General features: G+C 48.2%; 21 protein-coding genes. 13 read left to right on the forward strand and 8 right to left on the reverse strand.

What is annotated here, in order from left to right; all coding sequences use genetic code 11:
- Positions 1-29: 29 nt before the first annotated feature.
- Positions 30-287 carry a CRR7 family NDH-1 assembly protein gene (locus tag AC5JR3_RS12135; RefSeq protein ID WP_495846281.1) on the forward strand — a complete coding sequence of 86 codons (258 nt, stop codon included), beginning with the start codon at positions 30-32 and terminating at the stop codon, positions 285-287.
- Positions 288-365: 78 nt separating this feature from the next.
- On the opposite strand, the gene AC5JR3_RS12140 is transcribed toward AC5JR3_RS12135, so the two are convergent.
- Positions 366-866, reverse strand: coding sequence for a DUF2854 domain-containing protein (locus tag AC5JR3_RS12140; protein WP_495846542.1), 501 nt, complete (start codon positions 864-866; stop codon positions 366-368).
- Positions 867-1,248: 382 nt separating this feature from the next.
- Between AC5JR3_RS12140 and AC5JR3_RS12145 the strand changes: the two genes are divergently transcribed.
- Together AC5JR3_RS12145 and AC5JR3_RS12150 are read left to right on the forward strand one after the other, a co-directional pair.
- On the forward strand, positions 1,249-1,509 hold the full coding sequence (locus AC5JR3_RS12145) for a hypothetical protein (protein WP_495846283.1): 261 nt from the start codon (positions 1,249-1,251) through the stop codon (positions 1,507-1,509).
- Between the two features lie 43 nt (positions 1,510-1,552).
- Entirely contained in the window at positions 1,553-1,738 is a 186-nt protein-coding gene (locus AC5JR3_RS12150; RefSeq protein WP_495846285.1) for a hypothetical protein, read from the forward strand.
- 57 nt (positions 1,739-1,795) lie between these two features.
- On the opposite strand, the gene AC5JR3_RS12155 is transcribed toward AC5JR3_RS12150, so the two are convergent.
- Positions 1,796-2,194: a response regulator gene (locus AC5JR3_RS12155; RefSeq protein ID WP_495846287.1), complete on the reverse strand. Its 399-nt coding sequence runs from the start codon at positions 2,192-2,194 to the stop codon at positions 1,796-1,798.
- A 669-nt stretch (positions 2,195-2,863) separates the two neighbouring features.
- On the opposite strand from AC5JR3_RS12155, the gene AC5JR3_RS12160 reads away from it, so the two are divergent.
- Positions 2,864-4,327: a glycoside hydrolase family 13 protein gene (locus AC5JR3_RS12160; protein ID WP_495846289.1), complete on the forward strand. Its 1,464-nt coding sequence runs from the start codon at positions 2,864-2,866 to the stop codon at positions 4,325-4,327.
- A gap of 290 nt (positions 4,328-4,617) precedes the next feature.
- Here the strand turns inward: AC5JR3_RS12160 and AC5JR3_RS12165 are convergent, their stop codons facing one another.
- The 4 genes from AC5JR3_RS12165 to patD form a co-directional block, all read right to left on the reverse strand.
- Positions 4,618-5,370 carry a DUF3747 domain-containing protein gene (locus AC5JR3_RS12165; RefSeq protein WP_495846291.1) on the reverse strand — a complete coding sequence of 251 codons (753 nt, stop codon included), beginning with the start codon at positions 5,368-5,370 and terminating at the stop codon, positions 4,618-4,620.
- A gap of 100 nt (positions 5,371-5,470) precedes the next feature.
- Entirely contained in the window at positions 5,471-7,126 is a 1,656-nt protein-coding gene (locus AC5JR3_RS12170; protein ID WP_495846293.1) for a dipeptide ABC transporter ATP-binding protein, read from the reverse strand.
- A gap of 65 nt (positions 7,127-7,191) precedes the next feature.
- Positions 7,192-7,494: a hypothetical protein gene (locus tag AC5JR3_RS12175; RefSeq protein WP_495846295.1), complete on the reverse strand. Its 303-nt coding sequence runs from the start codon at positions 7,492-7,494 to the stop codon at positions 7,192-7,194.
- Between the two features lie 86 nt (positions 7,495-7,580).
- On the reverse strand, positions 7,581-7,943 hold the full coding sequence (gene patD / locus AC5JR3_RS12180; RefSeq protein WP_495846297.1) for a heterocyst frequency control protein PatD: 363 nt from the start codon (positions 7,941-7,943) through the stop codon (positions 7,581-7,583).
- A 409-nt stretch (positions 7,944-8,352) separates the two neighbouring features.
- Here patD and AC5JR3_RS12185 point away from each other — a divergent pair, with 409 nt between their 5' ends.
- The 7 genes from AC5JR3_RS12185 (at position 8,353) to AC5JR3_RS12215 (ending at position 17,793) form a co-directional block, all read left to right on the forward strand.
- Positions 8,353-10,605 carry a RelA/SpoT family protein gene (locus tag AC5JR3_RS12185; RefSeq protein WP_495846299.1) on the forward strand — a complete coding sequence of 751 codons (2,253 nt, stop codon included), beginning with the start codon at positions 8,353-8,355 and terminating at the stop codon, positions 10,603-10,605.
- 181 nt (positions 10,606-10,786) lie between these two features.
- The gene (locus AC5JR3_RS12190) at positions 10,787-11,761 is read left to right on the forward strand and encodes a YegS/Rv2252/BmrU family lipid kinase (RefSeq protein ID WP_495846301.1); all 975 of its coding nucleotides are present in this window, start codon (positions 10,787-10,789) and stop codon (positions 11,759-11,761) included.
- Between the two features lie 176 nt (positions 11,762-11,937).
- Complete coding sequence (locus AC5JR3_RS12195) at positions 11,938-15,087, forward strand: CHASE domain-containing protein (RefSeq protein WP_495846303.1); 3,150 nt, start codon at positions 11,938-11,940, stop codon at positions 15,085-15,087.
- Positions 15,088-15,485: 398 nt separating this feature from the next.
- Positions 15,486-16,043 carry a putative outer membrane beta-barrel protein gene (locus AC5JR3_RS12200; RefSeq protein WP_495846305.1) on the forward strand — a complete coding sequence of 186 codons (558 nt, stop codon included), beginning with the start codon at positions 15,486-15,488 and terminating at the stop codon, positions 16,041-16,043.
- A 447-nt stretch (positions 16,044-16,490) separates the two neighbouring features.
- The gene (locus AC5JR3_RS12205) at positions 16,491-16,712 is read left to right on the forward strand and encodes a hypothetical protein (protein ID WP_495846307.1); all 222 of its coding nucleotides are present in this window, start codon (positions 16,491-16,493) and stop codon (positions 16,710-16,712) included.
- A 36-nt stretch (positions 16,713-16,748) separates the two neighbouring features.
- Positions 16,749-17,477, forward strand: a complete 729-nt coding sequence (locus tag AC5JR3_RS12210) for a pentapeptide repeat-containing protein (protein ID WP_495846309.1) — start codon at positions 16,749-16,751, stop codon at positions 17,475-17,477.
- Between the two features lie 49 nt (positions 17,478-17,526).
- On the forward strand, positions 17,527-17,793 hold the full coding sequence (locus tag AC5JR3_RS12215; protein WP_495846311.1) for a hypothetical protein: 267 nt from the start codon (positions 17,527-17,529) through the stop codon (positions 17,791-17,793).
- 143 nt (positions 17,794-17,936) lie between these two features.
- Here AC5JR3_RS12215 and AC5JR3_RS12220 read toward each other — a convergent pair whose 3' ends face one another.
- Positions 17,937-19,214, reverse strand: a complete 1,278-nt coding sequence (locus AC5JR3_RS12220) for an RNA-guided endonuclease InsQ/TnpB family protein (RefSeq protein ID WP_495846313.1) — start codon at positions 19,212-19,214, stop codon at positions 17,937-17,939.
- A gap of 298 nt (positions 19,215-19,512) precedes the next feature.
- On the opposite strand from AC5JR3_RS12220, the gene AC5JR3_RS12225 reads away from it, so the two are divergent.
- Positions 19,513-20,901 (forward strand): glycoside hydrolase 100 family protein, encoded by a 1,389-nt coding sequence (locus tag AC5JR3_RS12225; protein ID WP_495846315.1) that lies wholly within the window; start codon positions 19,513-19,515, stop codon positions 20,899-20,901.
- Positions 20,902-20,958: 57 nt separating this feature from the next.
- On the opposite strand, the gene AC5JR3_RS12230 is transcribed toward AC5JR3_RS12225, so the two are convergent.
- Positions 20,959-22,062, reverse strand: coding sequence for an ABC transporter ATP-binding protein (locus tag AC5JR3_RS12230; protein WP_495846317.1), 1,104 nt, complete (start codon positions 22,060-22,062; stop codon positions 20,959-20,961).
- Between the two features lie 89 nt (positions 22,063-22,151).
- Between AC5JR3_RS12230 and AC5JR3_RS12235 the strand changes: the two genes are divergently transcribed.
- On the forward strand, positions 22,152-23,444 hold the full coding sequence (locus tag AC5JR3_RS12235; protein WP_495846319.1) for a phospholipase D-like domain-containing protein: 1,293 nt from the start codon (positions 22,152-22,154) through the stop codon (positions 23,442-23,444).
- Positions 23,445-23,456 lie beyond the last annotated feature (12 nt).

The raw sequence follows: 23,456 nt of genomic DNA on the forward strand, positions 1-23,456 counted from the left end.
GCCAGACGCTTCCCAGCTAGGAAATCACCATGCCAGACTCCATCATGTACCAGGAAGATGCCTACGTCCTGCTGGAATCCGACCAACCGGAGCAGTTTCTCACTCAGGCAGAGTTACTGGAAAAATTACAAGCCGTCTTAGCGACTCGGCAGGATGATTTGCCACGAGATTTGCAGAAAATTAGTGCTGTGGAGGAACAAGCTCGCTACTTGCTCAACACATCTTGTGAGCTGGATGTTGGCCCAGACCACTATCTCCAATGGTACGCCGTGCGCTTAGAAAAGTAATCATCAGGCGGTGGCTACTGAACTGAATGTTGGTCTAGACCGCTATCTTTAAGGGTACGCCGTGTGCTTAGACAATGATTAGGCGGCGGCGACTTTAGGTGTAGCAATCAACGCTACATCAACACGGTCTTCCTCTGGTTGCATTAAGTCAACTCGGATACCCGGCCCAAAAAATTTTTCGAGCTTTTCCTGCTTTTGCTGCCAAGTCTCTAAGGGAATCAAGGGTGAGTTGAATTCCAAAATTAACGCGTAACCTCCATCTACTTCAGTTTCTCGCAAGCCTGTCAGTACTGGTCTTTCCTCATCGGTGGGGGATAGACCTAGAAGCTCTAAGGAGCTATCGAGATGAGCTTCTTGTCCGTAGCGATAGCGCATGACATCTTCGCGAATTTGCTTTTGGGTAGAAGTGGATTGTTGCTCGCGCAGTTCCAGCATCTCCGGAGTTGTCGGCTGGCTGAAGGGGACAGGCTTGAGTTCGGAGGCTTTGAGGGCGAGTCCTCCTAAGAGGATAGGAATACCGTAGAAGAATCCCACCAAGTTTAAGGTAGCGTTTCCGGTGCCATAGGCAACGAAGCCCATTAATGCCAATAGCCCACCGACAATTAGACCTAATGTTCCTAGAGAAGTTTGAGGTAATAGTTTCACAAGTTACTATCCAACTAGCAGTCACTTTAGCTTTAATTATCGTTGCCAGTGGGTAATCTTAGGGGTAGATGCTGGACAACGCCTATCTAGGAGAGGGCGGCTTTACTTATACAAAAGCCCGGTCAGCAGCCGTTTTTGTCGATTTTGGCAAAAATTTGACCTCGAAATTGGGGTGAAGATTGTACGGCTTACACTAGAGCGAATTTTCTAAACTTCAGTAATTCACACTAAGGGCAGTTACCGAGACACCCCGTATGATTAAAACAGGTCGTTGTAGTCTGCCATCCGTCACTAGATTAGTAGCCGAGTTCTCACCATGATTAAAGAAGAAAAACAGGAAGCTCCGAAGAAAAGCCGGGTTATCCTCGATCAACTCAACACGTTGAAGCGTGAAGATGAAACGCTCTACAACATCTTGGCTGTAGATGTTTGGGCGTTGGCAAAAACAATGGACGAATTTCAACCGGGCTTCTGGTCTGCCTTTATGAAGAACCGTGAGAAGGCACTCAAGCGCTTTATTTCTGAGGTGATTAAAAATAAGCCTACTGATCCTAAGCGTCCACCGTTCCTGCGTTAGTCTTGATTTATATCAGTAAGAGAGTCGGCACAGGAGGCAGACAATGGACGAAAAAATGATTCGAGAACGGATTGCCATCGTAGAAAGCAAGCGAGAATATCTAGTGCGGCTCTTAGAGCAACCAGACTTGGGTACGCTAAGAATTGATGTCAATCAAGCTCTTGAAGAGTTAGATGACTTGATTGAGGAATTCCAGCGGACTTTTTCGGGAAAAGCCAACGAGAATTAATGAATTAGGTAGGGAGCATTGCTCCCTTCAGAGCTACCAAAGGATTTGAAGGGATTTTTAGCAACTAGCGGCTCGCAAGCCCAATTGTCTAACTAATGCAATCAGATCTTTGGTGGCTGTGTCTTTTTTGCAAAAGGCGTCAACTCGAGCTGTTTGGCTCATGACTTCAATTTGCGGATCATCGACTGACGAGTAGGCGATGATTTGAATATTGGGTTCAATGCTTTTGATGTGAGTAGAGGCACTCAGACCATCCATCACTGGCATCTGCAAGTCGAGGATAATCACGTCCGGTCGATAACGCTCGACCATTTCAATAGCTTCTTTACCATTACTAGCTAAACCTACCAATTCAATGTTTCGTTGGCTAGAGAGAGCTAATTTGAGACTAAAACGAGTCAGTTCGTGGTCATCAACGACGAGGACGCGTAGAACAGGGGGCTGATAGGACAACATGAGGGAACAACTTAAATCGATTAACTAACAATCATAGTCTAGGGTGCTTTGTTATTGAAAGCCCTCTACCGTGCGAATGAATCAACAAATAAAACACTATTAATAGACGCAAGTAATTTATTTATAAAACTTAAAGAATATAAAATTTTTCTAAAGCCGATGGAAAAAGGAGTGATTTTTAGATATCAAAGATTTGAGTTCCCCTCGTTGGGGAAGGAAGAGAGGATCGAGGCGATCGCACTTCGGATATAGAGTTGCAGGATCGCTACATGAGCAGTAAATCAACTCTTTGCCATCATTCCAGCGCCTTGATAAAGCGAGAGAAAAAGTGTTCCTGGTATTTTGAGAATTGTAAAAGTTTCGGGTTTTAGCAGAGAGAGTGTCAGTGTAATTACTGTATTACTGGCTTGACGGTAGAGGATAACCGTGTAATTACTGAACATTTAGAGAGCCGGAAAGGAAGGTAGTTTTTTTATTTTTCCTAACCGGGTAGGAAGGACAATTAATTAAGGCAAATTTTGGGAATGTTAGGGAGCGATCGCCTTTTAGCCCTCTTTAAAGATTTTTGCCTCAAGCGATCGCGCTTTTAAGAAATTTATCTATCAGAAGTAAGACCCAGAAAGGACTGAATGTCTGTAAGGTAGCCATGAAAAAGCTAGGCAGTTATCTATGCAGATTCAGACACCGGATTGGGTTAAACACGCTGTTTTTTATCAAATCTTTCCAGACCGTTTTGCTCGTAGCAAACAACCGCGATCGCACTTTTCCAAAGGAATGCCCTTAGAACCCTGGGATGCCCTCCCGACTCTCCAAGGCTACAAAGGAGGCGACTTGTGGGGCACAATCGAGCAACTGGATTACTTGCAAAACCTGGGAATCAACGCAATTTACTTTACCCCCATTTTCCAATCTGCCAGCAATCATCGCTATCATACCCACGACTACTACCAGATAGATCCTCTCCTAGGGGGGAATGTGGCCTTTATGGAGCTGCTGGAGGCGGCGCACGAGCGGGACATCAAAGTCGTCCTGGATGGCGTATTTAACCACTCCAGTCGCGGCTTTTTCTTTTTCCATGATGTGCTAGAAAATGGCCCCCACTCGCCTTGGGTGGATTGGTTCAAGATTGAAGGTTGGCCCCTATCTGCCTACGATGGCAGCAAACCTGCTAACTATGGCAGTTGGGACGGTAACCGGGCGTTACCGGAGTTTAACCACGACAATCCAGACGTGCGGGAATACATTATGCAGATTGCCGAGTACTGGGTCAAACTCGGTATCGATGGCTGGCGCTTGGATGTGCCGTTTGAGGTGAAGACACCAGGGTTTTGGCAAGAATTTCGCGATCGCGTCAAAGGAATCAACCCGGAAGCTTATATCGTCGGGGAAGTGTGGCGAGACTCTCGTCAGTGGCTAGATGGCACGCAATTTGACGGCGTGATGAATTACCTATTTACCGCTCCCACCATTGCCTTTACCGCTGGCGATCGCGTTGTCATGGAATACGTACAGCACTCCTCCTACGAACCCTATCCTGCCCTCGATGCTGCCGGATATGCCGCCAAAATTCAGTACTTGCTGCAACTGTACCCTTGGGAAATTCAACTCACTCAGCTCAACTTACTCGCCAGTCATGACACAGCCCGATTACTGAGCATTGCCGGAGAAGACCACGCCAGCGTAGAGTTGGCAACCTTGTTATTGCTCACCTTTCCCGGTGCGCCTAGCATCTACTACGGCGATGAAGTCGGTTTGCCCGGTGCTGTTGATCCTGACTCCCGGCGTAGCTTCCCCTTAGAACAAGCCTGGAACCGAGACATTCTTGAGTATCATCGCCATCTAATCGCCCTGCGTCACACTTACACAGCCTTGCGGACAGGTTCCTACAATGTCTTGTTTGCCGAGGGACTGGTGTATGTCTTTGTACGGCGATTGGGAGCAGAAGAAATTATCGTTGCCATCAATGCAGACACGGAATCCGCACAGATCAGCGTTGAGGCAACAGACTTACTCTCTCAGCCCACCCAGGTGTTGTATGGCAGTGCTGAGGCATCGTGGGGTAGTTCAGACTCTCGTAACCTATCCCTGAAACTGCCTGCCCGTAGTGGCTGCATCATCGGCGCTTCCAGGTAGTTGTTACATCAATTCTCTAATGCTTGCTACAGATACTTTTCTTACTCCCCCTACCCTGTACGCACATCTCTTACCAGGATGTAAAAGTCTGATCCCCCTAACCCCCTTAAAAAAGGTTATTAGGGGGATCTTCATGAGGCAAAGCCATCTTGTCAGACACAACACAGTAGCTTTTGGAAGAGAGAGGGATAAGAAGGTTTGAAGAGGGTTACAGGTGCCATGTATCCTGACCCCTTACCTAAACCTAATAGCAACGCTGGCAAAGTTAGCCCGTGCAAATTTAGGATCAATTAATTAGCCGGCAACACAAACACAGGAACTTCTGGTAGGGGTTGTGGAGCTATTTCGGGAATTGGTTCTAAATCAGCAGGTGGGGTGTTGGGTTGGGGAGTGAAGATTAGCTCCCTATCACTTGCTGGAGCCGTAGGAAGTGGGGGTAACGGTTCTGAGCGTGAGGGAAGTAAGGGTTGGCTAGTATTTGCCACAGGAGCCGGAGCCGTTTCCTGACTGCTGAGATAAACATGACCTAAGTTTTTGCCGTTGTAGGCGCGGCGGGCAAATGCCCACTCTGGGTTGAGGATGATTTTGTGGAAGCCGTCGGCTAACCCTTGGGTGCTACCGATTTCAATTTCTGGCGCTTTGCGATTTGTCCGGTGGCTGCCAATCAGCTTCAATTCTCCGTTGCGCTGTACTAATCGCAGGATATATTGCAGTCCCATATCTTCATCTGCCATGCGAATCGAATAGCCATTGCTATCGGTGCTACGGGAACAAATACCCGTAAAGTCAAAGTTCATCAGCAGCGGCTCGATTGTCACAGGTTCGGAACCATTTTCGCTCCAGCAGTCTTGCTGGTCTGATACTTGCTCAATAATTAATAGTTGGTAACGATTGCTTCCGAAGGGAGCCGCAACAGCGACGAATCGACCTTGGTCAACATCAACCGCGTCAAACGTACTAGCAGCAGTGGGGCGAACTCCACCAAAAGAAAAGAAGGATGCTGTAGCAAGGGCAGCGAGGGGAAGCAAACGTAAAGTTTTCATAATTTCTGACATAGGCTAAGTCTTGTCAATAGACGCTGATTCGCTAGGTTTGCTCCCGAACCTCTCTTGAGGATGATGACTAATTAGCTAGTCAGTAAAGCTAAGGTTTCTGCAAGGCGAGTAAGGGAGCGGCTTGGAGTAAGGTGCGGGTGTAAGGATGCTGGGGATTGGTAAACAGTTCGTGGGTTGGCCCAATTTCCACAATCTGACCGTTGTTCATGACGGCGATGCGATCGCATAAAAATCTTGCCACCCACAGGTCATGGGTAATAAATAAGTACGTGAGGTTAAACTCTTCCTTCAGGGACTGCATCAACTCCAGCACCTGCGTCTGCACGCTGGCATCCAACATACTCACTGGTTCATCACAGATTAGCAGTTGCGGATGAGTAATTAAAGCTCTGGCGATCGCTACCCGTTGTTGTTGTCCTCCCGACAGGTTACTAGGGTAGTAAGAGTAAAAATCCTCAGCGGGCGTTAACCCCACTCGTTCCAGCATCTGCAGCACCTGCTGTTTCGCCTCCTCCCGATCCGCTAGCCGATGGATAAATAACGGGTCAGCAATACTTTCACCCACCGTCATCAATGGGTTCAAGCAAGCGTGGGGGTCTTGAAATACCATCTGAATTTGCCTGCGGATTTCTCGCAGTGATTGCCCTGACAACTGGGTTAAATTTTTCCCTAAAAACTCTACCTTGCCAGAAGTAGGGCGAACGAGCTGCAAAATGGTTCGAGAGAGAGTACTCTTCCCACAACCGGATTCTCCGACTAATCCCAAAATCTCACCCGCATACAACTCAAAACTGACTCCATCCACCGCTTTAATCAGCGAGGCAGGCTTTTTAAACAACAGTTGCTCAAAAAAGTTGCTTTCCAGGGTGTAGTGCTGCTTTAAATCCGTGACGCGCAGCAGGGAGGATTCCAAATCGTTAGGTTGGGAGTCCTGAGTATGACTATTAATCGCTTGAATATGCAGTGCTGCTTCTAGAAGCGATCGCGTGTACTCATGTTGGGGGTCTTGGAAAATTGGCTTAACGGCTCCCATTTCCACCATCTGACCTTTGTACATCACGGCAATGCGATCGCAATACTCTCCCACCATTGCCAAATCGTGAGAAATCAACAGCAGTGCCATCTCCCGTTCCTGACATAGGCGGGTCAACTCCTGCAAAATCTGTGCCGAAACCGTCACATCTAAGCTAGTCGTCGGCTCATCTGCCACAATCACCTTGGGTTCCAAGAGTAATGCTAAAGCGATCGCTACCCGTTGGCGCATACCACCGCTAAACTCGTGGGGATACTGAGACCAACGACTAGCTGGAATTTTTACCGCTTCTAAGGTGGCGATCGCTTTCTCCTTACATTCCCGTCGCGACAACTGCGGCTGATGCGCCCGTAACGTTTCCAGACAGTGATCCCCAATCGTCATCAAGGGATCGAGCCGCGTCATCGGGTCTTGAAACACCAACGCCACCACTTCGCCCCGAAACCGTCGCAACTGAGCAGGCGAGAGATCGAACACCGACTGTCCGGCAAACATCACCCGCCCCTCAACCTGGGACGACTCCGGCAACAAGCGCATTACCGCTCGTCCCAGAGTAGACTTGCCACAGCCTGACTCGCCCACCAATCCCAGGCGTTCTCCCGGCTGCAAGCTAAAGGACACATCATCCACCGCCCAAACAGGCGCTGACGTCGAGTGCTGTCGCTGGGGATAAGCAACCCGCAAGTTTTCTACACAGAACAGGGAGTCCATTTTGAATCAACTAAATGCGTAACAGCTTATCACTAGACCTCTTGCATAAGTCGAATAGACCCCCCTTAGTAAGGGGGGAGACTTGAAATCTTGCCCCCTCCCCTTAGTAAGGGGAGGGTTGGGGAGGGGTCTGGTACATTTATTGCAAGAGGTCTACTCACTGCGCTTCGCGGGTTGCGGATTAACGGCAACTTGGCACATGAGGTAGGCAACGCCAAAATCTCCATTAGGGTGTGCTTCACTAAATCTGCCAGTTCAAACACCCGCTCTGCCAGTTTGTGTCCTAACTCATTGCAGTACTGCACTCCCAACTGCTCATCTAGAATGCCATCAACCAACTCTACCTGCTTACATTTCGGACATTGCACAGATGTTTCTTCCTGGTGATTACAACGTGTGCTGGTCGGCTAAATTTCCCTATTTAAGCGACTGCTTTTCTTGCCGATGTTTGCGCCTACTCTGCCTGGGGTTGTAACAAAGCGTCACAGTAGCGTACCAAGATGTTGAGGCGATCGCTTAAATAGGCACGGCGAGTCACCACAGTCGTTGTACTCCGCGCTGCCTGCAACAACATCGCGTCTGTCTCCAACAACCGCATCTGTTTGTAAAGTTCAGTCTGAATAGACTGCCATCGGGACAAAACCGCCCCATCTAATTCCTCTCCATCCAGGCTGAAAATATGATTTTTAAATAACGTTTGCAGGTTTTGAACGATAGGCGCGATCGTCCCTCCGGCAGAAACGCTCGTGGTTTGCTGCGCCTCCTGAAGTGCCTCTAAAAAAGTTTGATAAGCTTGACGATAGGATGGTGTCAACATCTGAGCCTTCTTAGTCTAGAATTAATATAAAGAATTTTATTTCTATTAATAGCGGTCGGTAAAAGCCCGCTTCTTAGCCTGCAAACTGAAAGGAAGCAGCTACCAATATCACTTTGGTGCTTATGTCCAGCGCCAGATTACTTTTAACATCCGATCTGCAAGAATTTTAGCAACTCATATTTAAATCGATTGATGGATTCAACCTGGCTTGGTTTGAGTTGTTAATTGGTAGGCGATCGCCAAGAACAACCAAAAGCCAACAACCGGAATTAGTACTAAGCCATTACGCTCCAGAATAATTCCTCTGGGGTAATTAATTCTCTCTTTATTTTCAAGATATTGAAGAACCTAACAGTTCTGCTAAACTTGCATATCTATTTTTAATCCTTAACCAAAGAATTACAGAACCATGGAAGCCACAGCCACTCTCCCCACTTTTAATTTTGTTGTTCCTGACTGGTTACGGGAATGTCTAATAACAGCCTCATCGTCCCATGATGCAGTCTATTCCGAGGACACTGACCTGATTTGTCGGGCATTTAGCTTTGCCTACGAACTTCATGAAGGTCAGTACCGCGCCTCTGGCGACGCCTATATTGCTCATCCCGTTGCTGTTGCTGGCTTACTGCGAGATTTGGGCGGTAGCAGTGCCATGATTGCAGCGGGATTCCTCCATGATGTCGTTGAAGATACGGATGTTACCCCAGAAGAAATCGAATCGCGCTTTGGTATCGAAGTGCGGCAACTGGTAGAAGGGGTAACTAAACTGTCTTCGTTCAACTTTTCCAGCAAAACCGAACGTCAAGCGGAAAACTTCCGCCGCATGTTCTTAGCAATGGCAGCAGATATTCGGGTCATTGTAGTGAAGCTAGCAGACCGCCTGCACAATATGCGGACGCTGTCCCACCTGCGCCCGGACAAACAGCGACGAATTGCCAGAGAAACGCGAGACATTTTTGCCCCCCTAGCAAATCGCCTCGGAATTGGACGCTTTAAGTGGGAATTAGAAGATTTATCCTTTAAGTATCTTGAGCCAGAGGCTTACCGGGAAATGCAGGAATTGGTTGCCGAACGTCGCTCAGACCGGGAAGAGCGACTGACTCAGGTAACCCAAATGCTGCGCCAACGACTAGAAGCAGTGGGGATTGGGTGCCGAGAAGTCAGCGGGCGTCCCAAGCACTTGTATGGGATTTACCAGAAGATGGAGCGGCAGAGCAAAAGCTTTGATGAAATTTATGATATTGCCGCCGTGCGGCTGATTGTGCAAACCAAAGAAGAGTGTTATCGCGCTCTAGCCGTGGTTCATGATGCCTTTCGACCGATTCCTGGTCGCTTTAAAGATTACATTGGTTTGCCTAAGCCAAACCGCTATCAGTCTTTGCATACTGGTGTGATTGGACAAACAGGTCGCCCCATTGAGGTGCAAATTCGCACGGCTGATATGCACCATATTGCCGAGTGGGGGATCGCGGCACACTGGAAATATAAAGAATCAGGTGGCTCTAACAATACCCAAATCACCGCTGAAGACGAAAAGCTGACTTGGCTGCGGCAACTATTGGAATGGCAAAACGACCTGAAAGACGCTCAGGAATATATGCAAAGCGTCAAAGACAATTTATTTGACGATGATGTTTATGTTTTCACGCCTAAAGGTGACGTGATCCCCCTGAGCCGGAACGCAACACCTGTAGATTTTGCCTACCGGATTCATACAGAGGTGGGAAACCATTGTGCCGGAGGCAGAGTCAATGGGCGGATGGTACAGCTTGATACGACTCTCCAGAATGGCGACATTGTGGAAATTGTCACCCAGAAAAATGGTCATCCTAGTTTAGACTGGCTGAACTTTGTGGTGACGCCCAGTGCCCGGAACCGAATTCGGCAGTGGTTTAAGCGATCGCATCGAGACGAAAATGTGGCTCGCGGTCGGGAACTTCTGGAAAAAGAACTCGGTAAACAAGGCTTTGAAGCCTTAATGAAATCGGCTCCCCTACAGGCTGTTGCCGAACGCTGTAACTACCACAGCGTAGAAGACTTACTCGCCGCCTTGGGCTACGGGGAAGTGACATTAAACCTGGTGGTCAATCGCATCCGAGAAGCCGTCAAAGCCCAGAATCCCCCAGAACTAAACCCGCAAGAGTTGATCGCTACCCAAACCGCGATCGTAAAACTTCCCCCAACCCAAACCACTAAGGGCGAACCCATTGCTGGTGTCGAAGGCCTCATGTATCACATCGCCGGGTGCTGCAATCCCCTACCAGGGGAAGGAATTATCGGTGCGGTTACCCGCTTGCGGGGGATTTCCATTCACCGCCAGGGTTGTCCTAACGTGGAAAATTTCTCCGGCGATCGCCTCGTCCCCGTCAACTGGAACCCCACCGATAACGGTCAGGGGCGTCCGCAAACCTACCCTGTCAACGTTCAAATCGAAGTTCTCGACCGGGTCGGCGTCTTCAAGGATGTCTTGTTGCGCCTCAGCGACCAAAACATCAACGTTCGCAACGCCAGCGTCAAAACTCACCAAGGTAGACCCGCAATTATCGACCTCTGCATCGACATCCGCGACCATGATCAGCTCGAAAGCAGCTTCACCCAAATTAAGAAAATGAGCGACATTCTCAACTTGCGTCGAATTAGTCAAGTTGAGGAAGGTTCTTAGTTATTACTTCAGAGGTAAGTTATTAGTTATTACTTCAGAGGTAAGAGGGCACAGGTGATGGGTGTAAGTCATACTAACTTCTAACCCTGACGACTGGGCACTGCCATAAAACTGTTACTCAACATCAATGGGCTTTCATCAGCTTCTATCCTATTTGAGTAATACCTAATAACTAAAAACTATGAAACGTTCTGCCTGCCTGATCTTTAATCCCGTTGCGGGTCAAAGTAACCCCGAAACAGATTTGTTTAAAATTCGGACGCTTTTAGATCAGGAAATTGACCTAGATATTCACATGACGACGCCGGAAGTTGATGCCAATCAACTGGCGCGGGAAGCGGTAGACAGAGGTGTGGAGCTGATTATTGCCTCTGGGGGGGATGGCACCCTCTCAGCAGCGGCTGAGGCAGTGGTTCAGACGCAGATTCCTTTAGGGATAATTTCACGGGGTACGGCAAACGCTTTTGCCTCGGCTTTAGGAATTCCTGACACCATTGAAGCGGCTTGTCAGACGATTTTGGATGGGACACAAAAGGTTATCGATGCGGCAATATGCAACGGTAAGCCGATGGTGTTGTTAGCTGGCATTGGGTTTGAAGCGGAACTGGTAAAAAAAGCTGACCGCGAGACAAAAAACCGCTTCGGGATGCTGGCTTATCTTTTGGCAGGCCTACAAGAGCTGCGGGAGTTTGATACCTTTGAAGTCAAGATTGAAACCGATGACCGGGTGATTACCCTAGCCGCCGCCGCAGTAACGATCGCCAATGCTGCTCCCCCTACTTCTATCTTGGCTCAGGGCCCAGCAGGAATTATTTATGATGATGGCTTACTGGATGTAACTGTGGTTGCCCCACAAACTCGCACTGGAGTGATCGCCGCATCCTATCATCTGCTACAAACTGCTCTTCAGGGAGAAGCCACCGATCGGGATGATATCGGCTACCTCCGCGCCAAAAACCTCAAAATCAGCACCGTACCCCCGCAAAAAGTCGTCGTCGATGGAGAAATCGTGGGGACAACTCCCATAGATATTGATTGCCTTCCCGGTGCCTTGACCATTATGGTGCCTGCCTCTCAAGCCCTCCCTCCACCCGAACGCCTGCAAGGACTACCGGGCTTGGTCGTTGAGTCAAAGCAAGCAGATGATCTGAGTTAGGAGGTAGGTGGCTACAGTGACGGGGCGATAGGCTGACAATGGGGGAGAGAAAAGGGTGAAGCATGAAAAAGTGGGGAGCTGAGGTGATGGGGAACACCTAACTCACCGACTCACAACAACTGACCCTGGATAAATCCTCAACCTGCTTGCCCAGTTTCTAGTTTTGAAAGCTCTCTATGAAACTGAATTCCTTGAAATCTATCCACCTACGTCGCACTGGGATTGCTTATGTTGTCTTGGTTGTAACGTTGTTGCTAACGGCTATTACCACCCTCTCTGCGTCAAGAATGGCAGACGCCAAAGACCAGTTACGCTTTGACAATGCTGTCGGTCGCACGCAAGAAGACATCCAAAATCGTTTGGACACCTATATTGTTTTATTGCGGGGAAGTCAGGGCTTATTTGCCGCTAGTGACAACGTCAGCCTTAGGGATTTCCGTGCCTATGTTAATAGTCTCGAACTACGGCGTCGTTATCCAGGTATTCAGGGCATCGGTTTCTCGGTAAGAGTCAACGAAGCGGAAAAAGAGGCGCTAATTGCCCAGATGGGGCGTCAGGGACGGGGCAACTTTGCCATCAGACCCGACTTTCCCCGTCCAGAATATTATGTGATCGCTTATCTTGAACCCCTAGATCGGCGTAACCAAGCGGCAATCGGATTCGATATGTTCACCGAACCGATGCGCCGCGCGGCGATGGAACAAGCCCGCGATACTGCGGCGGCGGCGGCTTCGGGGCAAGTCACCTTAATGCAAGAAATTGACGAGCAAAAGCAGTCTGGCTTCCTGATTTACCTTCCGATTTACCGCGATGGCATCATACCTGATACTGTCGCTGAGCGGCGAGAGGCATTAATCGGCTTTGTCTACAGTCCTTTTCGGGCTGATGACCTGCTAACAGGTATCTTCGGTACTCAGAAAAACCCTGTGATCGACTTTCAAGTTTACGACGGCATAACTGCCAGCCCAGAAAAGCTTCTATATCGCTCTAACCCAAATCGTAGGACTGGAAGCTTCTTTAATCGACCTCACTTTACAACCAAGAGAACAATTGATGTTGCAGGACGCCCTTGGACGCTCCTGTTCACCTCACGACCGGAAATTGGTTTGTTGTCGGAAAGACGGCTGATGCCTTATATCGGGCTTAGCGGCGTAGTCATAAGTTTAGTGTTGTTTGGAGTAACGCGATCGCAAGCCCAAGCCCGGACAGCCGCAGAACGCTCGGCAGCCAACCTGCGCGATTCAGAAGCCGCGTTGCGAGAAAGCGAAAAGCGTTTCCGTCGTTTGGTGGAGTCGAATATGTTCGGCGTTACCTTCGGTGATTTAAACGGTGGTATCCACTACGCCAACGACTATTTTCTGCAACTGGTAGGCTATGACTGGGAAGCGCTGCTGGCGGGTCAAGTGAACTGGAAGCAGATGACGCCTTCAGAATTTCTTGCCTTAGATGAGAAAGCGATTGCCGAACTCAAAACCCAAGGCATTGCCACTCCCTTTGAAAAAGAATACATCCGTAGAGATGGAAGTCACATCCCTATTCTCTTTGGTGGAGCAATACTTGAGGAACCGTTTATTCAGCAAGAGGCGATCGGGTTTTATTTAGATATTAGCGATCGCAAAAAGGCTGAAAAAGAGCGCGAACAACTCCTCCTGCGGGAACAGCAGTATTCTAGACAACTGCACGGTTTAACAGAAGCGGCACTTGCCGTCAACTCGGTACTGTCTGTCGATGAATCCCTCAAAGTCATTACCGAACGAGCGCGTTCAATTATTGGCGCACACCAGGCTGTAACCAGCATGACAGTGGGGGAAAACTGGGCGCAAGCGATCAATGCCGTTTCCCTCTCCGATAAATACGCCGAGTGGCAAGACTACGAAGAACTGACCGATGGCTCCGGCATTTATACCTGCGTCTGCCATGCCAATCGCCCGATGCGCCTGACGCAAGCCGAACTCGAAGCCCATCCCCGATGGAACGGCTTTGGGGACGCGGCACATCGTCATCCCCCCATGCGCGGCTGGCTGGCTGCTCCCCTTAAAGGACGCGATGGGCACAACATCGGCTTAGTGCAGTTATCTGATAAATACCAAGGCGAGTTTACTCAAGAAGACGAAGCGATTCTCGTTCAACTTGCCCAAATGGCATCAATTGCCATTGAGAATACCCGCTTGTACGAAGCGGAACAATCGGCACGCACCCAAGCAGAAAGGGCTAACCGTCTTAAAGATGAGTTTCTCGCTGTCCTTTCCCACGAACTGCGTACTCCCCTCAACCCGATTCTCGGTTGGGCAAAGCTCCTGCGACGCGGTCAACTTAGCGAGCAGACAACAGCACGGGCACTAGAGACGATTGAACGCAATGCCCAGTTACAAACACAACTGATTGAAGACTTGCTGGATATCTCCCGGATTTTGCAAGGTAAGCTCAGTTTAAAGGTGAGTACAGTTAACTTGGTATCCGCTATTACAGCAGCACTAGAGACGGTGCATTTAGCCGCCGTTGCTAAGTCCATTACTCTTGAAACCAACCTTGATCCCACTGTCGGTCAGGTTTCTGGCGATCCTGGTCGTTTACAGCAAATTATCTGGAATCTCCTTTCCAATTCTGTTAAATTCACCCCTTCTGGGGGAAAGGTGACAATCCAGCTTGAGGCGGTTGATGCCTATGCCAAAATTACAGTCAGCGATACGGGCAAAGGCATTGAGCCTGATTTTCTCCCCTATGTATTTGATTACTTCCGACAGGAAGACAGCGCCACGACTCGCACCTTTGGAGGGCTTGGTTTGGGGTTAGCGATCGTCCGTCAGCTTGTGGAACTGCACGGAGGCATGGTTTGGGCAGAGAGTTCAGGAGTGGGGCAAGGAGCTACCTTTTGTGTCCAATTCCCCTTGATACCTGCTTCCTCGCCGATTGACTCAGAACCCATGCCGTCTTGTGCGGCTCCCGATTTAAGGGGGATACGCCTTTTAGTTGTCGATGATGATGCAGACTCCCTGGAACTGCTGGTGTTCTCATTAGAGAAGTATGGGGCAGAGGTGATGGCTGCATCTTCAGCAAAGCAAGCCCTATCTGTTTTGAAGCAGTCAACGTCCGATTTACTGATCAGTGATGTCGGGATGCCAGAAATGGATGGCTATATGTTGATTAGCCAAGTCAGAGCCTTAGCGCCAGAAGCAGGGGGAGATATTCCCGCGATCGCGCTTACGGCTTATGCCAGCGAGAGTGACTCCCAACAAGCCCTATTTGCCGGATTTACCTACCATGTCAGCAAGCCCGTCGAGCCAGCCAAGCTCGCTTCCCTGATTGCCGAACGACTAAGGAGCTAGGGATTGGTAAAGAGGCGAATGAGTTTTTCTCTCCCTATCTCCCATCATTCCCGCTCCTTTTCCAATTAAGACACTGGTAAGTACTACTTACTTTTAGAGCAGTAAGTGACAGTTAAAAAACAGTCCACTTGTGGCACACATTCTTCTAAATAATGCTAAATAAGCCTAAAAATAAAGGGTCTATGCTTTCTATTCAATCCGGAAAAATAGATTTAGAATTTATTATAGCTAGCCTTCAACTTCTGGTAGAGAGACAAGTAGTTCTTTATTAATACCTATTTATCTTTCCCCTAAGGAAGTTAGAAGATTTACAAGAATTCCTGGAACTTTTTTAAACTTCCCAACGACTTTAAAAGTAACAACGCAACGATACACCCTAGCCGTTGATGGAAGTAATTATGAAACTCACACTTAAATCTCTCTTCACCATTTCTGCTTTGTCTGCTGTGGCGATCGCTCCCATGTTGCTTTCTGCGGGTAGCGCCTCAGCACAAGCTGTACGAACAGTACAAGCACAACCCGTAAAAGGAACCAACGCCAGCTACGTCGGTGCTGGTGTTGCGGCTGGTGTCACCAATGGCGGACAAGGTGGCGATGAAGCCGAGTTCGGTGGTACTATCCAAGGTCGTTTCGCGCTTCCCAAAGTACCCGTTTCTGTCCGTGGTGCTGTCCTCTTCAGTGATGAAACCAGTGCGATCGCTCCGATGGTGACAGTCGATGTTCCTGTTGCTAGAAATACCAACGTCTACGTCGGTGGTGGTGCCTCATTGGTAGAAGCCGATGGTCAAAACACCCCCCTGGGTAATAGAGACTCCTTCGCCGGAGTTGTCGGTGTGGAAAGCCAATTTGGTCAAAACATCGTTGGCTACAGCGATGTCAAGGTTGGTCTTAACGCCTACGAAAACAGCTCAGCAGAAGCCGTTAGCGTCCAAGCTGGAGTCGGTATACGCTTCTAAACACCTCTGGTAAAGCACAGAGGTGGAGAAAAGCTAGGTGATAGGTGGCACAGGGTAGGAAAGAAAGATGTACCTTCGGAAGCTGGAAATTTCCTCATCTCTTTTCTACCCGCAAATCTTCTGCCACTCAGGCAATTAAAGCAGGTTTTTGTAGGATACGCCACAGTCTGACATTTTTAGACTCCCTTTTCCCCTTTCCTCTTAACGAGGAGGGGGTTTGTTTTTGCCAGAAAATTAGCAGTAAGGTGGCGTTAGCGCTGCCAGTTTCTAGTTTCTATCAGGGCTGACGCTTGTTCCGTACAGATGGCATTACCTTCATTTGGAAGGGGTGCGATCGCGTTTGCGGACACTAGATTAATTAGCCCTATAGTATCTACTGCTCCTTAGCAATTAATGAGATGCTAGTTTTGTAGCAGATCTGCTAAGTTGTTTACTCTAGAATTAAAGATGAAGCACTCCGACTCTATAGACCTCCCCCTTGAGCAACTCACCTACGACACCACCGATGAGCTGCCAGGGTCGTTAGAAACGATTCTGCGAAGAAGCGAGGAATACAGTCAATCATCAGGGGAACAACTAAAAGCATCAGGGCTGTCACTAAATAATATCAGCCGAAATAAAAGGGCATTAATCGAGAGGATTATTGCCATTCGGTATGTTAGACGCTAAAATAATTGCCTTTTTCAGGGAAGACAAAACCAGAATGTGCCTAATGAAAGATCGTTACAAAGACTGCGCGAGTTGATTCAGAATATTGTCGAAGCAGATACAGACAACTTCTCAGAGTTAGCCAAAATTGCTGGTCTTAATCCAGTCAAAGATTTTGCTGGTGCTAACCTCAGTGGTGTTGATCTGCGAGGAGCTGACCTTAGTGGTGCGATTTTATTGAGGACAAACTTGGTGAATTCTGACCTGCGAGGGGCAGACTTCAGTGGTGCCAACTTGAGAAGCGCCAAACTCACAAGTGCAAACCTCAGTAATACTAATTTTCTTAGTGCTGTGTTGGATGATGCGGAGATGATTGGCGCTAATTGCTACAGTGCTAATTTGATTGGGGCTAGTTTAGTTAGTGCTAACTTACTCCGCGTCCAGTTGAGTAATGGCGTTCTGATTGGTGCGAACCTGCGACGTGCCAATTTGGTTAATATTAATTTGAGTTATGCCAATTTAAGCGAAGCTAACTTAAGCCACGCCTCTCTACGTCGTGCTGATTTAAGCTATGCAATCCTAGTTGGTGCCAATTTGCTTGGTGCAGATTTGAGCGGTGCAGACTGTCGTTATGCCAACTTTAGCGATACGAATCTGGGAAGTACCAAGATTGAGAATGCTTGCTTCAAAGAGAATGAAGGGCTTTCCGAGCAGTTACAGCGTGATTTACAGCGACGCGGCGCAAATTGTGAAGGATTGGTTAGGCGATCGTTTTGGAATTTTTGAGAGTTCCTGTTCCCTTTGGGAATTTGAAGAGAAGAGAGGCGAACCAGTTTTGAAAGGTTTGCTCAAGAAGACAACGCTGGTAACTCTGAACGTAACAGCAATGCCCTGCCGTGTAGAAGAAACCTTTGAAGTCTCACTGAAGAATGTGCGTGTGATTGAGGCTGAGGGCTTGTGGCTAAAAGATTTAAGCCCAGAAAAGAGGAAAGTATATAGGGCTTGCCAAACTTCTGCTAAAGCGCAAAATAAAACCCTATCTCAGTCGGCAAGAGTTGGAATATGTCTGACGAAGAATTTCTCCAAGAAGCTCAAGCGCTAATCCAGCAAGTTGTAGAGGCAGAAACAACGAACTTTCTGGAGTTAGCAAAAATTGTTGGTTTAGACCTTCTCACAGATTTTGCTGAAGCTGACCTGAGGGGCACCTTCCTGAGCGGTGCCAACGTGACGTACCCCCACACTCAATCAAAGATTAGAGTGTGGGCTTCTCCTCCGAGACTTCCCGGATTCGCGTTTTATAGTGAGGCGAACGCCCAACCCCACTTTTTTAATTAGAATTCCAGAATTCAAGTCGCGGGGCATGGATGCACCACAGGAACATTCATGCCATCTATCACTTAATTCTTTTGGAACTCTCGAAAGGCATATTGCACAATGTTGAGATGTCCCCGAAGGATTAACTTTTACAACCAACCGCCCAGCTCTTGCAGCCTTGTACGGAAGGACTTCGTTCAAGAATCCAGATATCCCAGCATCAGCAAAACTTTTGTTTAAACCAGACTTGGCAGCTTGCCCGTTAGGAAGAAAGTTTCCTTCTTCATCTTGCTTAGGTTTATTGCGCTTTGCCATGTTAGAAACTTTGAGGTCTTCTATGAAGATAACCTCAGCCTTACCTACCAGATCACCCGCCAATTCAAAGTGCCATTGCTTGCGTTGTCTCGCTATTTGTTGATGCAATTTAGCAAGGCAATGATTGAGTTTGCGACGTGCGGTAGAACCTTTTTTCCTTAGCTCTCTTTTGGCTTGTAGTTTGGCTAGCTTTTGTTCGGCTCGTCGGTAAAACTTGGGAGGTTCCACCATTGTGCCATCAGAGCAAGCGGCAAAATATTCCAGACCCGCATCAACGCCAATACTATTGGCTTCGGTCGGTTCAATGTCAATCGTTGGATTATCTGGGACGCCCGCATCTTCTAATGTCAACGTCAAATACCAGCTATCTGCCTTGAGCGTAACTAATGCTCGTTTAATGACGAATCCATCGGGAATGGGGCGATGTTGGATAAACTTGATTTCTCCTAGTTTGGGAAGTCCAACGCGATTGCCTTGGATGCAGTCAGGCTTTACTCGTTGATAGGCAAAAGTGCGATATCGGTTTTTGCTCTTGAATCGAGGCTTGCCACTACGCTTACCGTTGCTATCTCCCTTTATGAACCGAGCAAAAGCTAAGTCTACCCGTTTCACCATGTCTTGCAAGACATCAGCATGGATATCTTTGTACCATTCCCGTTGGAGCTTGAGAGACACCAAAGAACGCTTTTGTCCGTAGTATTCGGGCTGCTCTCGTGGTTCGGTTATACTGCACACCAACGGACAAGCGTTGATTGAGCAGCGATTCATTTCCCACCAGTCAAACCTATCTGCTAACAAATAATTATATTGGTGTCGCAGCATATCGAGCCATTTACTCATGCGGCACTTTTGACTAGAAGTTGGGATTAGCTTGAACTGGTAGGCTAATTTCATGTCATGATTATAGCAAATATCTATACTTTTTCTATATGCAGCAGATAAATTTCAGACTGGCAGACAAGGAAAAAGCTCACTTAGAGCGGTACTGTGAGCTTACAGAAAGAACTATCAGTGATGTGCTTCGACAATACATTAGGAGTTTGTCTGTCTCTGGGGCGTTGAACCCCATCGACAGACCCGTCATTCCTCTCGACACTGACCCTACGAGTTCAGTGTGAGGCTCCTGGCGGAATTAGCTGATAAAATTGAGCGCGATCGCACTCAACTTTTTTGCTGCTCAGGTTAAGCCCCTATGGATCAACGCATCGACGAATCTATGACAACGGAATGCACTATTGAAGAAGAAGCTTGGGCTTACCTAGAAAAGTCGATCATTTACTACAACGACCGCCCTATCGGGACTCTAGCTGCCTGTGACCCCAGCGTCGAGTCCCTAAATTATGACCAATGCTTTATTCGAGATTTTGTCTCCGCCGCCTTACTATTTTTACTGAAAGGTCGAGCAGAAATTGTTCGCAATTTCCTAGAAGAAACCCTAAAACTACAAATTAAACAAAGGCAATTAGACTTTCTCGAACCCGGTCGCGGTTTGATGCCAGCGAGTTTCAAAGTTGAAACGATCAAAGGGCAGCAATACCTCGAACCAGACTTTGGCGATCATGCCATTGGTCGAGTCACCCCCGTTGATTCCTGTCTCTGGTGGATATTTCTCTTGCGAGCCTATGTCAAAGCCACGGGGGACACCTCTTTAGCAGAACGAGAAGACTTCCAAGAAGGAATTCGCCTAATTCTGGAACTGTGCTTGATAGCGCGATTTGATATGTATCCCACGATCCTAGTCCCGGATGGTGCTTGCATGATTGACCGCCGTCTAGGGATTTACGGACATCCTTTAGAAATTCAGTCGTTGTTCTACACCGCCTTACGCGCAGCGGAAGCACTGCTACTAGATAACGCCATCAACAAATCAACCATTCAGGCAGTCATTCAACGCTTAGGGCCACTTTCTGCTCATCTTCGCAAGCACTATTGGCTAGACTTGGAGCGATTGACTGTGATTTACCGCTACAAAGGGGAAGAGTACGGTAAAGCAGCGATTAATCAGTTTAATATCTATTCTGACTCCATCCCCTATGACTGGTTGAGTAGTTGGTTGCCAGAAAAAGGTGGCTACTTAGCGGGAAATCTCGGCCCTTCCCAATTGGACTGCCGCTTTTTTGCTTTGGGAAATTTGATGGCTGTCATTTCTTCCTTAACCAGCGAAAAACAATCCCAAGAAGTAATGCAATTAATTGACCAACGCTGGGACGATTTGGTGGGCTATATGCCGATGAAAATCTGTTTCCCCGCTTTGGAAGGTCAGGAATGGAAAATGCTGACGGGATGCGACCCGAAAAATAAGTCTTGGTCGTATCACAATGGTGGCAATTGGCCCGTTTTGCTGTGGATGTTGACGGCTGCTGCTTTAAAAACTGGGAGAACAGAACTAGCAGTTAAAGCAGTGGCGATCGCTGAAAGCAGATTGAGTAAGGAGCAGTGGCCAGAATACTATGATGGGCAAAATGGCAGGCTAATTGGCAAAGAAGCCAGGAAGTACCAAACCTGGACAATTTCTAGTTTTTTGCTAGCCAAGGAGCTACTTGAAAAGCCGGATTATTTAGCTTTGCTGACGTTTGATTAGACTCAGATGATCAGCTAAAAAATAGCGATCGCGTCTCCAGTCAACCGCGTAATTTTCCTACGAATACAAGACTTCACCCGTTGCAGCATCAAAGACAAATAGCTCGTCTAGGTTGAGTTGTACAGTAATGCGATCGCCCGGACGCCCTCGCCAATTGGCAGCGGCTTGTACGTTCAACAAAACTTCTGAATCTGGGAGATTGCCGCGAATTAATGTTTCGCGTCCCAAGGGTTCAACGACGTTTACCTCTAGGGTGAGTTGAGCCATCTCTACTTGGGGTTTTTCAGCAGGACTAGAGACAATGCTGAGATGTTCCGGGCGAATGCCTAAGTCAAACACTTGTTCTTGGGTAGGGTGTAGCGATGTTTTCAAGACCGCTGGACAGGGTAAGAATTGACCGCTGACGTGGAAGTCTGCATTCGTGTAAGTTGCGGGCAAAATGTTCATTGGCGGATTGCCCAGAAACGTTGCGACCATGCGGTTTGCAGGGCGGGCATAAATCGTTTGTGGCTCGCCAATTTGTTGAATTTTCCCTCCCTCTAATACGACGATGCGATCGCCTAAAGTCATCGCTTCGATTTGGTCGTGGGTGACGTAGAGGGTAGTGATGCCAAGACGTTGGTGGAGTTGCTTCAGTTCGGCTCTAGTATCGTCCCGCAACTGAGCATCGAGGTTAGACAGGGGTTCGTCGAGGAGAAACACCTGGGGTTCGCGGGCGATCGCTCTACCGAGGGCTACCCGTTGCTGTTGTCCGCCGGATAGCTGTTTAGGCTTGCGGTCGAGGAGATGGGAAATATTCAGCGATCGCGCTACCCTCTCCACCCGTTCGGCAATAGTTTTAGCGTCAGCTTTTCGCATCCGCAGCCCAAAGGAAAGATTTTCCGCCACGCTCATGTGAGGGTAAAGGGCGTAGTTTTGAAACACCATTGCCACATCTCGCTGCCGTGCGGGGACATCATTAACCAAATTTTCACCGATGTAGAGATTGCCATTCGTTGCTGTTTCCAATCCGGCAATCGTCCGTAAGATTGTCGATTTTCCGCAACCAGAGGGGCCAACTAACACCCAAAATTCCCCATTTGGCACTTCAAAACTAATGTTTTCAATTGCCGTAACGTTATCGAATTGGCGGGTAATTTCTTCAAGCCGAACGTTTGCCATTTCTCACTACCAATGAAATGATCTGATTAATTTTATTTGCCCTCCATTCTTGTCTAACGTGAGGGTGAACTTGGAGCAAGCGCCTTGTCATGGAGCAAATCATTTTCATATTTAAATGGCTCGGTATCGCTATTGTCGTTATAGTCGTCGTAATATTTTTTGCACTTTACTTCCTCGGCACCTTCCGCGAGCGCATCAAGTACAGGGCAAAGAATGTTCCTGCTCCTAATGAACCCCGCTTTCCGCTTGCTCTTGCCAGCTTATCAAACTCCCTCACCACCACTGGAGTGACGACAGGGTTTTGGGTAGAAGCGGATGAACTGCAATCAGCGCGACTAGAAGCGATCGCCAGTGCCAAGCGCACCATTCACTTTGAAACCTTTTTCATGACGCCAGGGCGACGCGCCAATGACTTCGCCGCCGCGATTGCCGAACGCGCCGCCGCCGGAGTTGACGTTCAGCTTATTGTAGACAGTTACGGCGTCAAAGAAATTTCCAAAAAGTACTGGAGTCGCCTGCAAAAGGCGGGAGTCGAAGTTCACTTTTTCAACTCTTTCGACTGGAAAGCCCCCACCACCTATGCCGGACGAACTCACCGCAAGCTCTTGTTAATCGATGGAGAAGTTGGATTAATCGGCGGTGCAGGCATTTCTGACTATTGGGATGGGTTGGATAAAATCGGCGATACTGCCCCCTGGTTTGACTTTGAATTTCGCGTGGAAGGCACCGTTGTTGCTGTCCTGGAAGGGGTGTTCATGCAACACTGGACGCTTACAGGCGGCACAGCTGACTTTGGAAAACACATCTTCAATCCTGAACGGGCTGAGGAGGAGCTTATGTTAGTGACGCCAGGGGATGACCCCTCCTACAGGTCTTCTTCAGTGAGAGCCTTGTTTCAAGGCGGTATTTTAGCTTCTCGAAAGCGAGTCTGGCTTGCCAGTCCCTATTTTTTGCCTGACCGCAAATCGCGTCAGGAACTAATCAATACTCACAACACTGGGGTTGAAGTCCGCATCCTCACCACGGGATCGCGCAGCGATAAAAAGTTTGTTTACTACGCCTCTACTGAACTTTACGGCGAGCTTTTGAAAGCGGGAATCGAGATTTATGAATACCAGCCGAGTATGCTGCACGCTAAAATTTTGTTGATTGATGACCTTTGGGTGAGTACAGGCAGTGCCAACTTTGACCCGCGCAGCTTTTTCCACAACGATGAATTAGATATCTCTACTGCCGATCAAGTCATAGTGGAAAATATCCAGCACTTTTTCGAGTTAGGTTTATCCCGCAGTAAGCGAGTGAATTTAGCCGATTGGCGCAAGCGTTCTTGGCGCGATCGCCTTGTCGGTCGTCTGGTACTTTTCTTCCAATGGCAACTCTAATAGAAGCTTGAA

Source organism: Kastovskya adunca (assembly GCF_059505785.1).

What these genes read in the sequence shown, in the direction of transcription:
- AC5JR3_RS12135 (WP_495846281.1), top strand. Translation starts at nt 30, where the DNA reads ATGCCAGACTCCATCATGTACCAGGAAGATGCCTACGTCCTGCTGGAA.
- AC5JR3_RS12140 (WP_495846542.1), bottom strand. Translation starts at nt 866, where the DNA reads ATGGGCTTCGTTGCCTATGGCACCGGAAACGCTACCTTAAACTTGGTG.
- AC5JR3_RS12145 (WP_495846283.1), top strand. Translation starts at nt 1,249, where the DNA reads ATGATTAAAGAAGAAAAACAGGAAGCTCCGAAGAAAAGCCGGGTTATC.
- AC5JR3_RS12150 (WP_495846285.1), top strand. Translation starts at nt 1,553, where the DNA reads ATGGACGAAAAAATGATTCGAGAACGGATTGCCATCGTAGAAAGCAAG.
- AC5JR3_RS12155 (WP_495846287.1), bottom strand. Translation starts at nt 2,194, where the DNA reads ATGTTGTCCTATCAGCCCCCTGTTCTACGCGTCCTCGTCGTTGATGAC.
- AC5JR3_RS12160 (WP_495846289.1), top strand. Translation starts at nt 2,864, where the DNA reads ATGCAGATTCAGACACCGGATTGGGTTAAACACGCTGTTTTTTATCAA.
- AC5JR3_RS12165 (WP_495846291.1), bottom strand. Translation starts at nt 5,370, where the DNA reads ATGAAAACTTTACGTTTGCTTCCCCTCGCTGCCCTTGCTACAGCATCC.
- AC5JR3_RS12170 (WP_495846293.1), bottom strand. Translation starts at nt 7,126, where the DNA reads ATGGACTCCCTGTTCTGTGTAGAAAACTTGCGGGTTGCTTATCCCCAG.
- patD (WP_495846297.1), bottom strand. Translation starts at nt 7,943, where the DNA reads ATGTTGACACCATCCTATCGTCAAGCTTATCAAACTTTTTTAGAGGCA.
- AC5JR3_RS12185 (WP_495846299.1), top strand. Translation starts at nt 8,353, where the DNA reads ATGGAAGCCACAGCCACTCTCCCCACTTTTAATTTTGTTGTTCCTGAC.
- AC5JR3_RS12190 (WP_495846301.1), top strand. Translation starts at nt 10,787, where the DNA reads ATGAAACGTTCTGCCTGCCTGATCTTTAATCCCGTTGCGGGTCAAAGT.
- AC5JR3_RS12195 (WP_495846303.1), top strand. Translation starts at nt 11,938, where the DNA reads ATGAAACTGAATTCCTTGAAATCTATCCACCTACGTCGCACTGGGATT.
- AC5JR3_RS12200 (WP_495846305.1), top strand. Translation starts at nt 15,486, where the DNA reads ATGAAACTCACACTTAAATCTCTCTTCACCATTTCTGCTTTGTCTGCT.
- AC5JR3_RS12205 (WP_495846307.1), top strand. Translation starts at nt 16,491, where the DNA reads ATGAAGCACTCCGACTCTATAGACCTCCCCCTTGAGCAACTCACCTAC.
- AC5JR3_RS12220 (WP_495846313.1), bottom strand. Translation starts at nt 19,214, where the DNA reads ATGAAATTAGCCTACCAGTTCAAGCTAATCCCAACTTCTAGTCAAAAG.
- AC5JR3_RS12225 (WP_495846315.1), top strand. Translation starts at nt 19,513, where the DNA reads ATGGATCAACGCATCGACGAATCTATGACAACGGAATGCACTATTGAA.
- AC5JR3_RS12230 (WP_495846317.1), bottom strand. Translation starts at nt 22,062, where the DNA reads ATGGCAAACGTTCGGCTTGAAGAAATTACCCGCCAATTCGATAACGTT.
- AC5JR3_RS12235 (WP_495846319.1), top strand. Translation starts at nt 22,152, where the DNA reads ATGGAGCAAATCATTTTCATATTTAAATGGCTCGGTATCGCTATTGTC.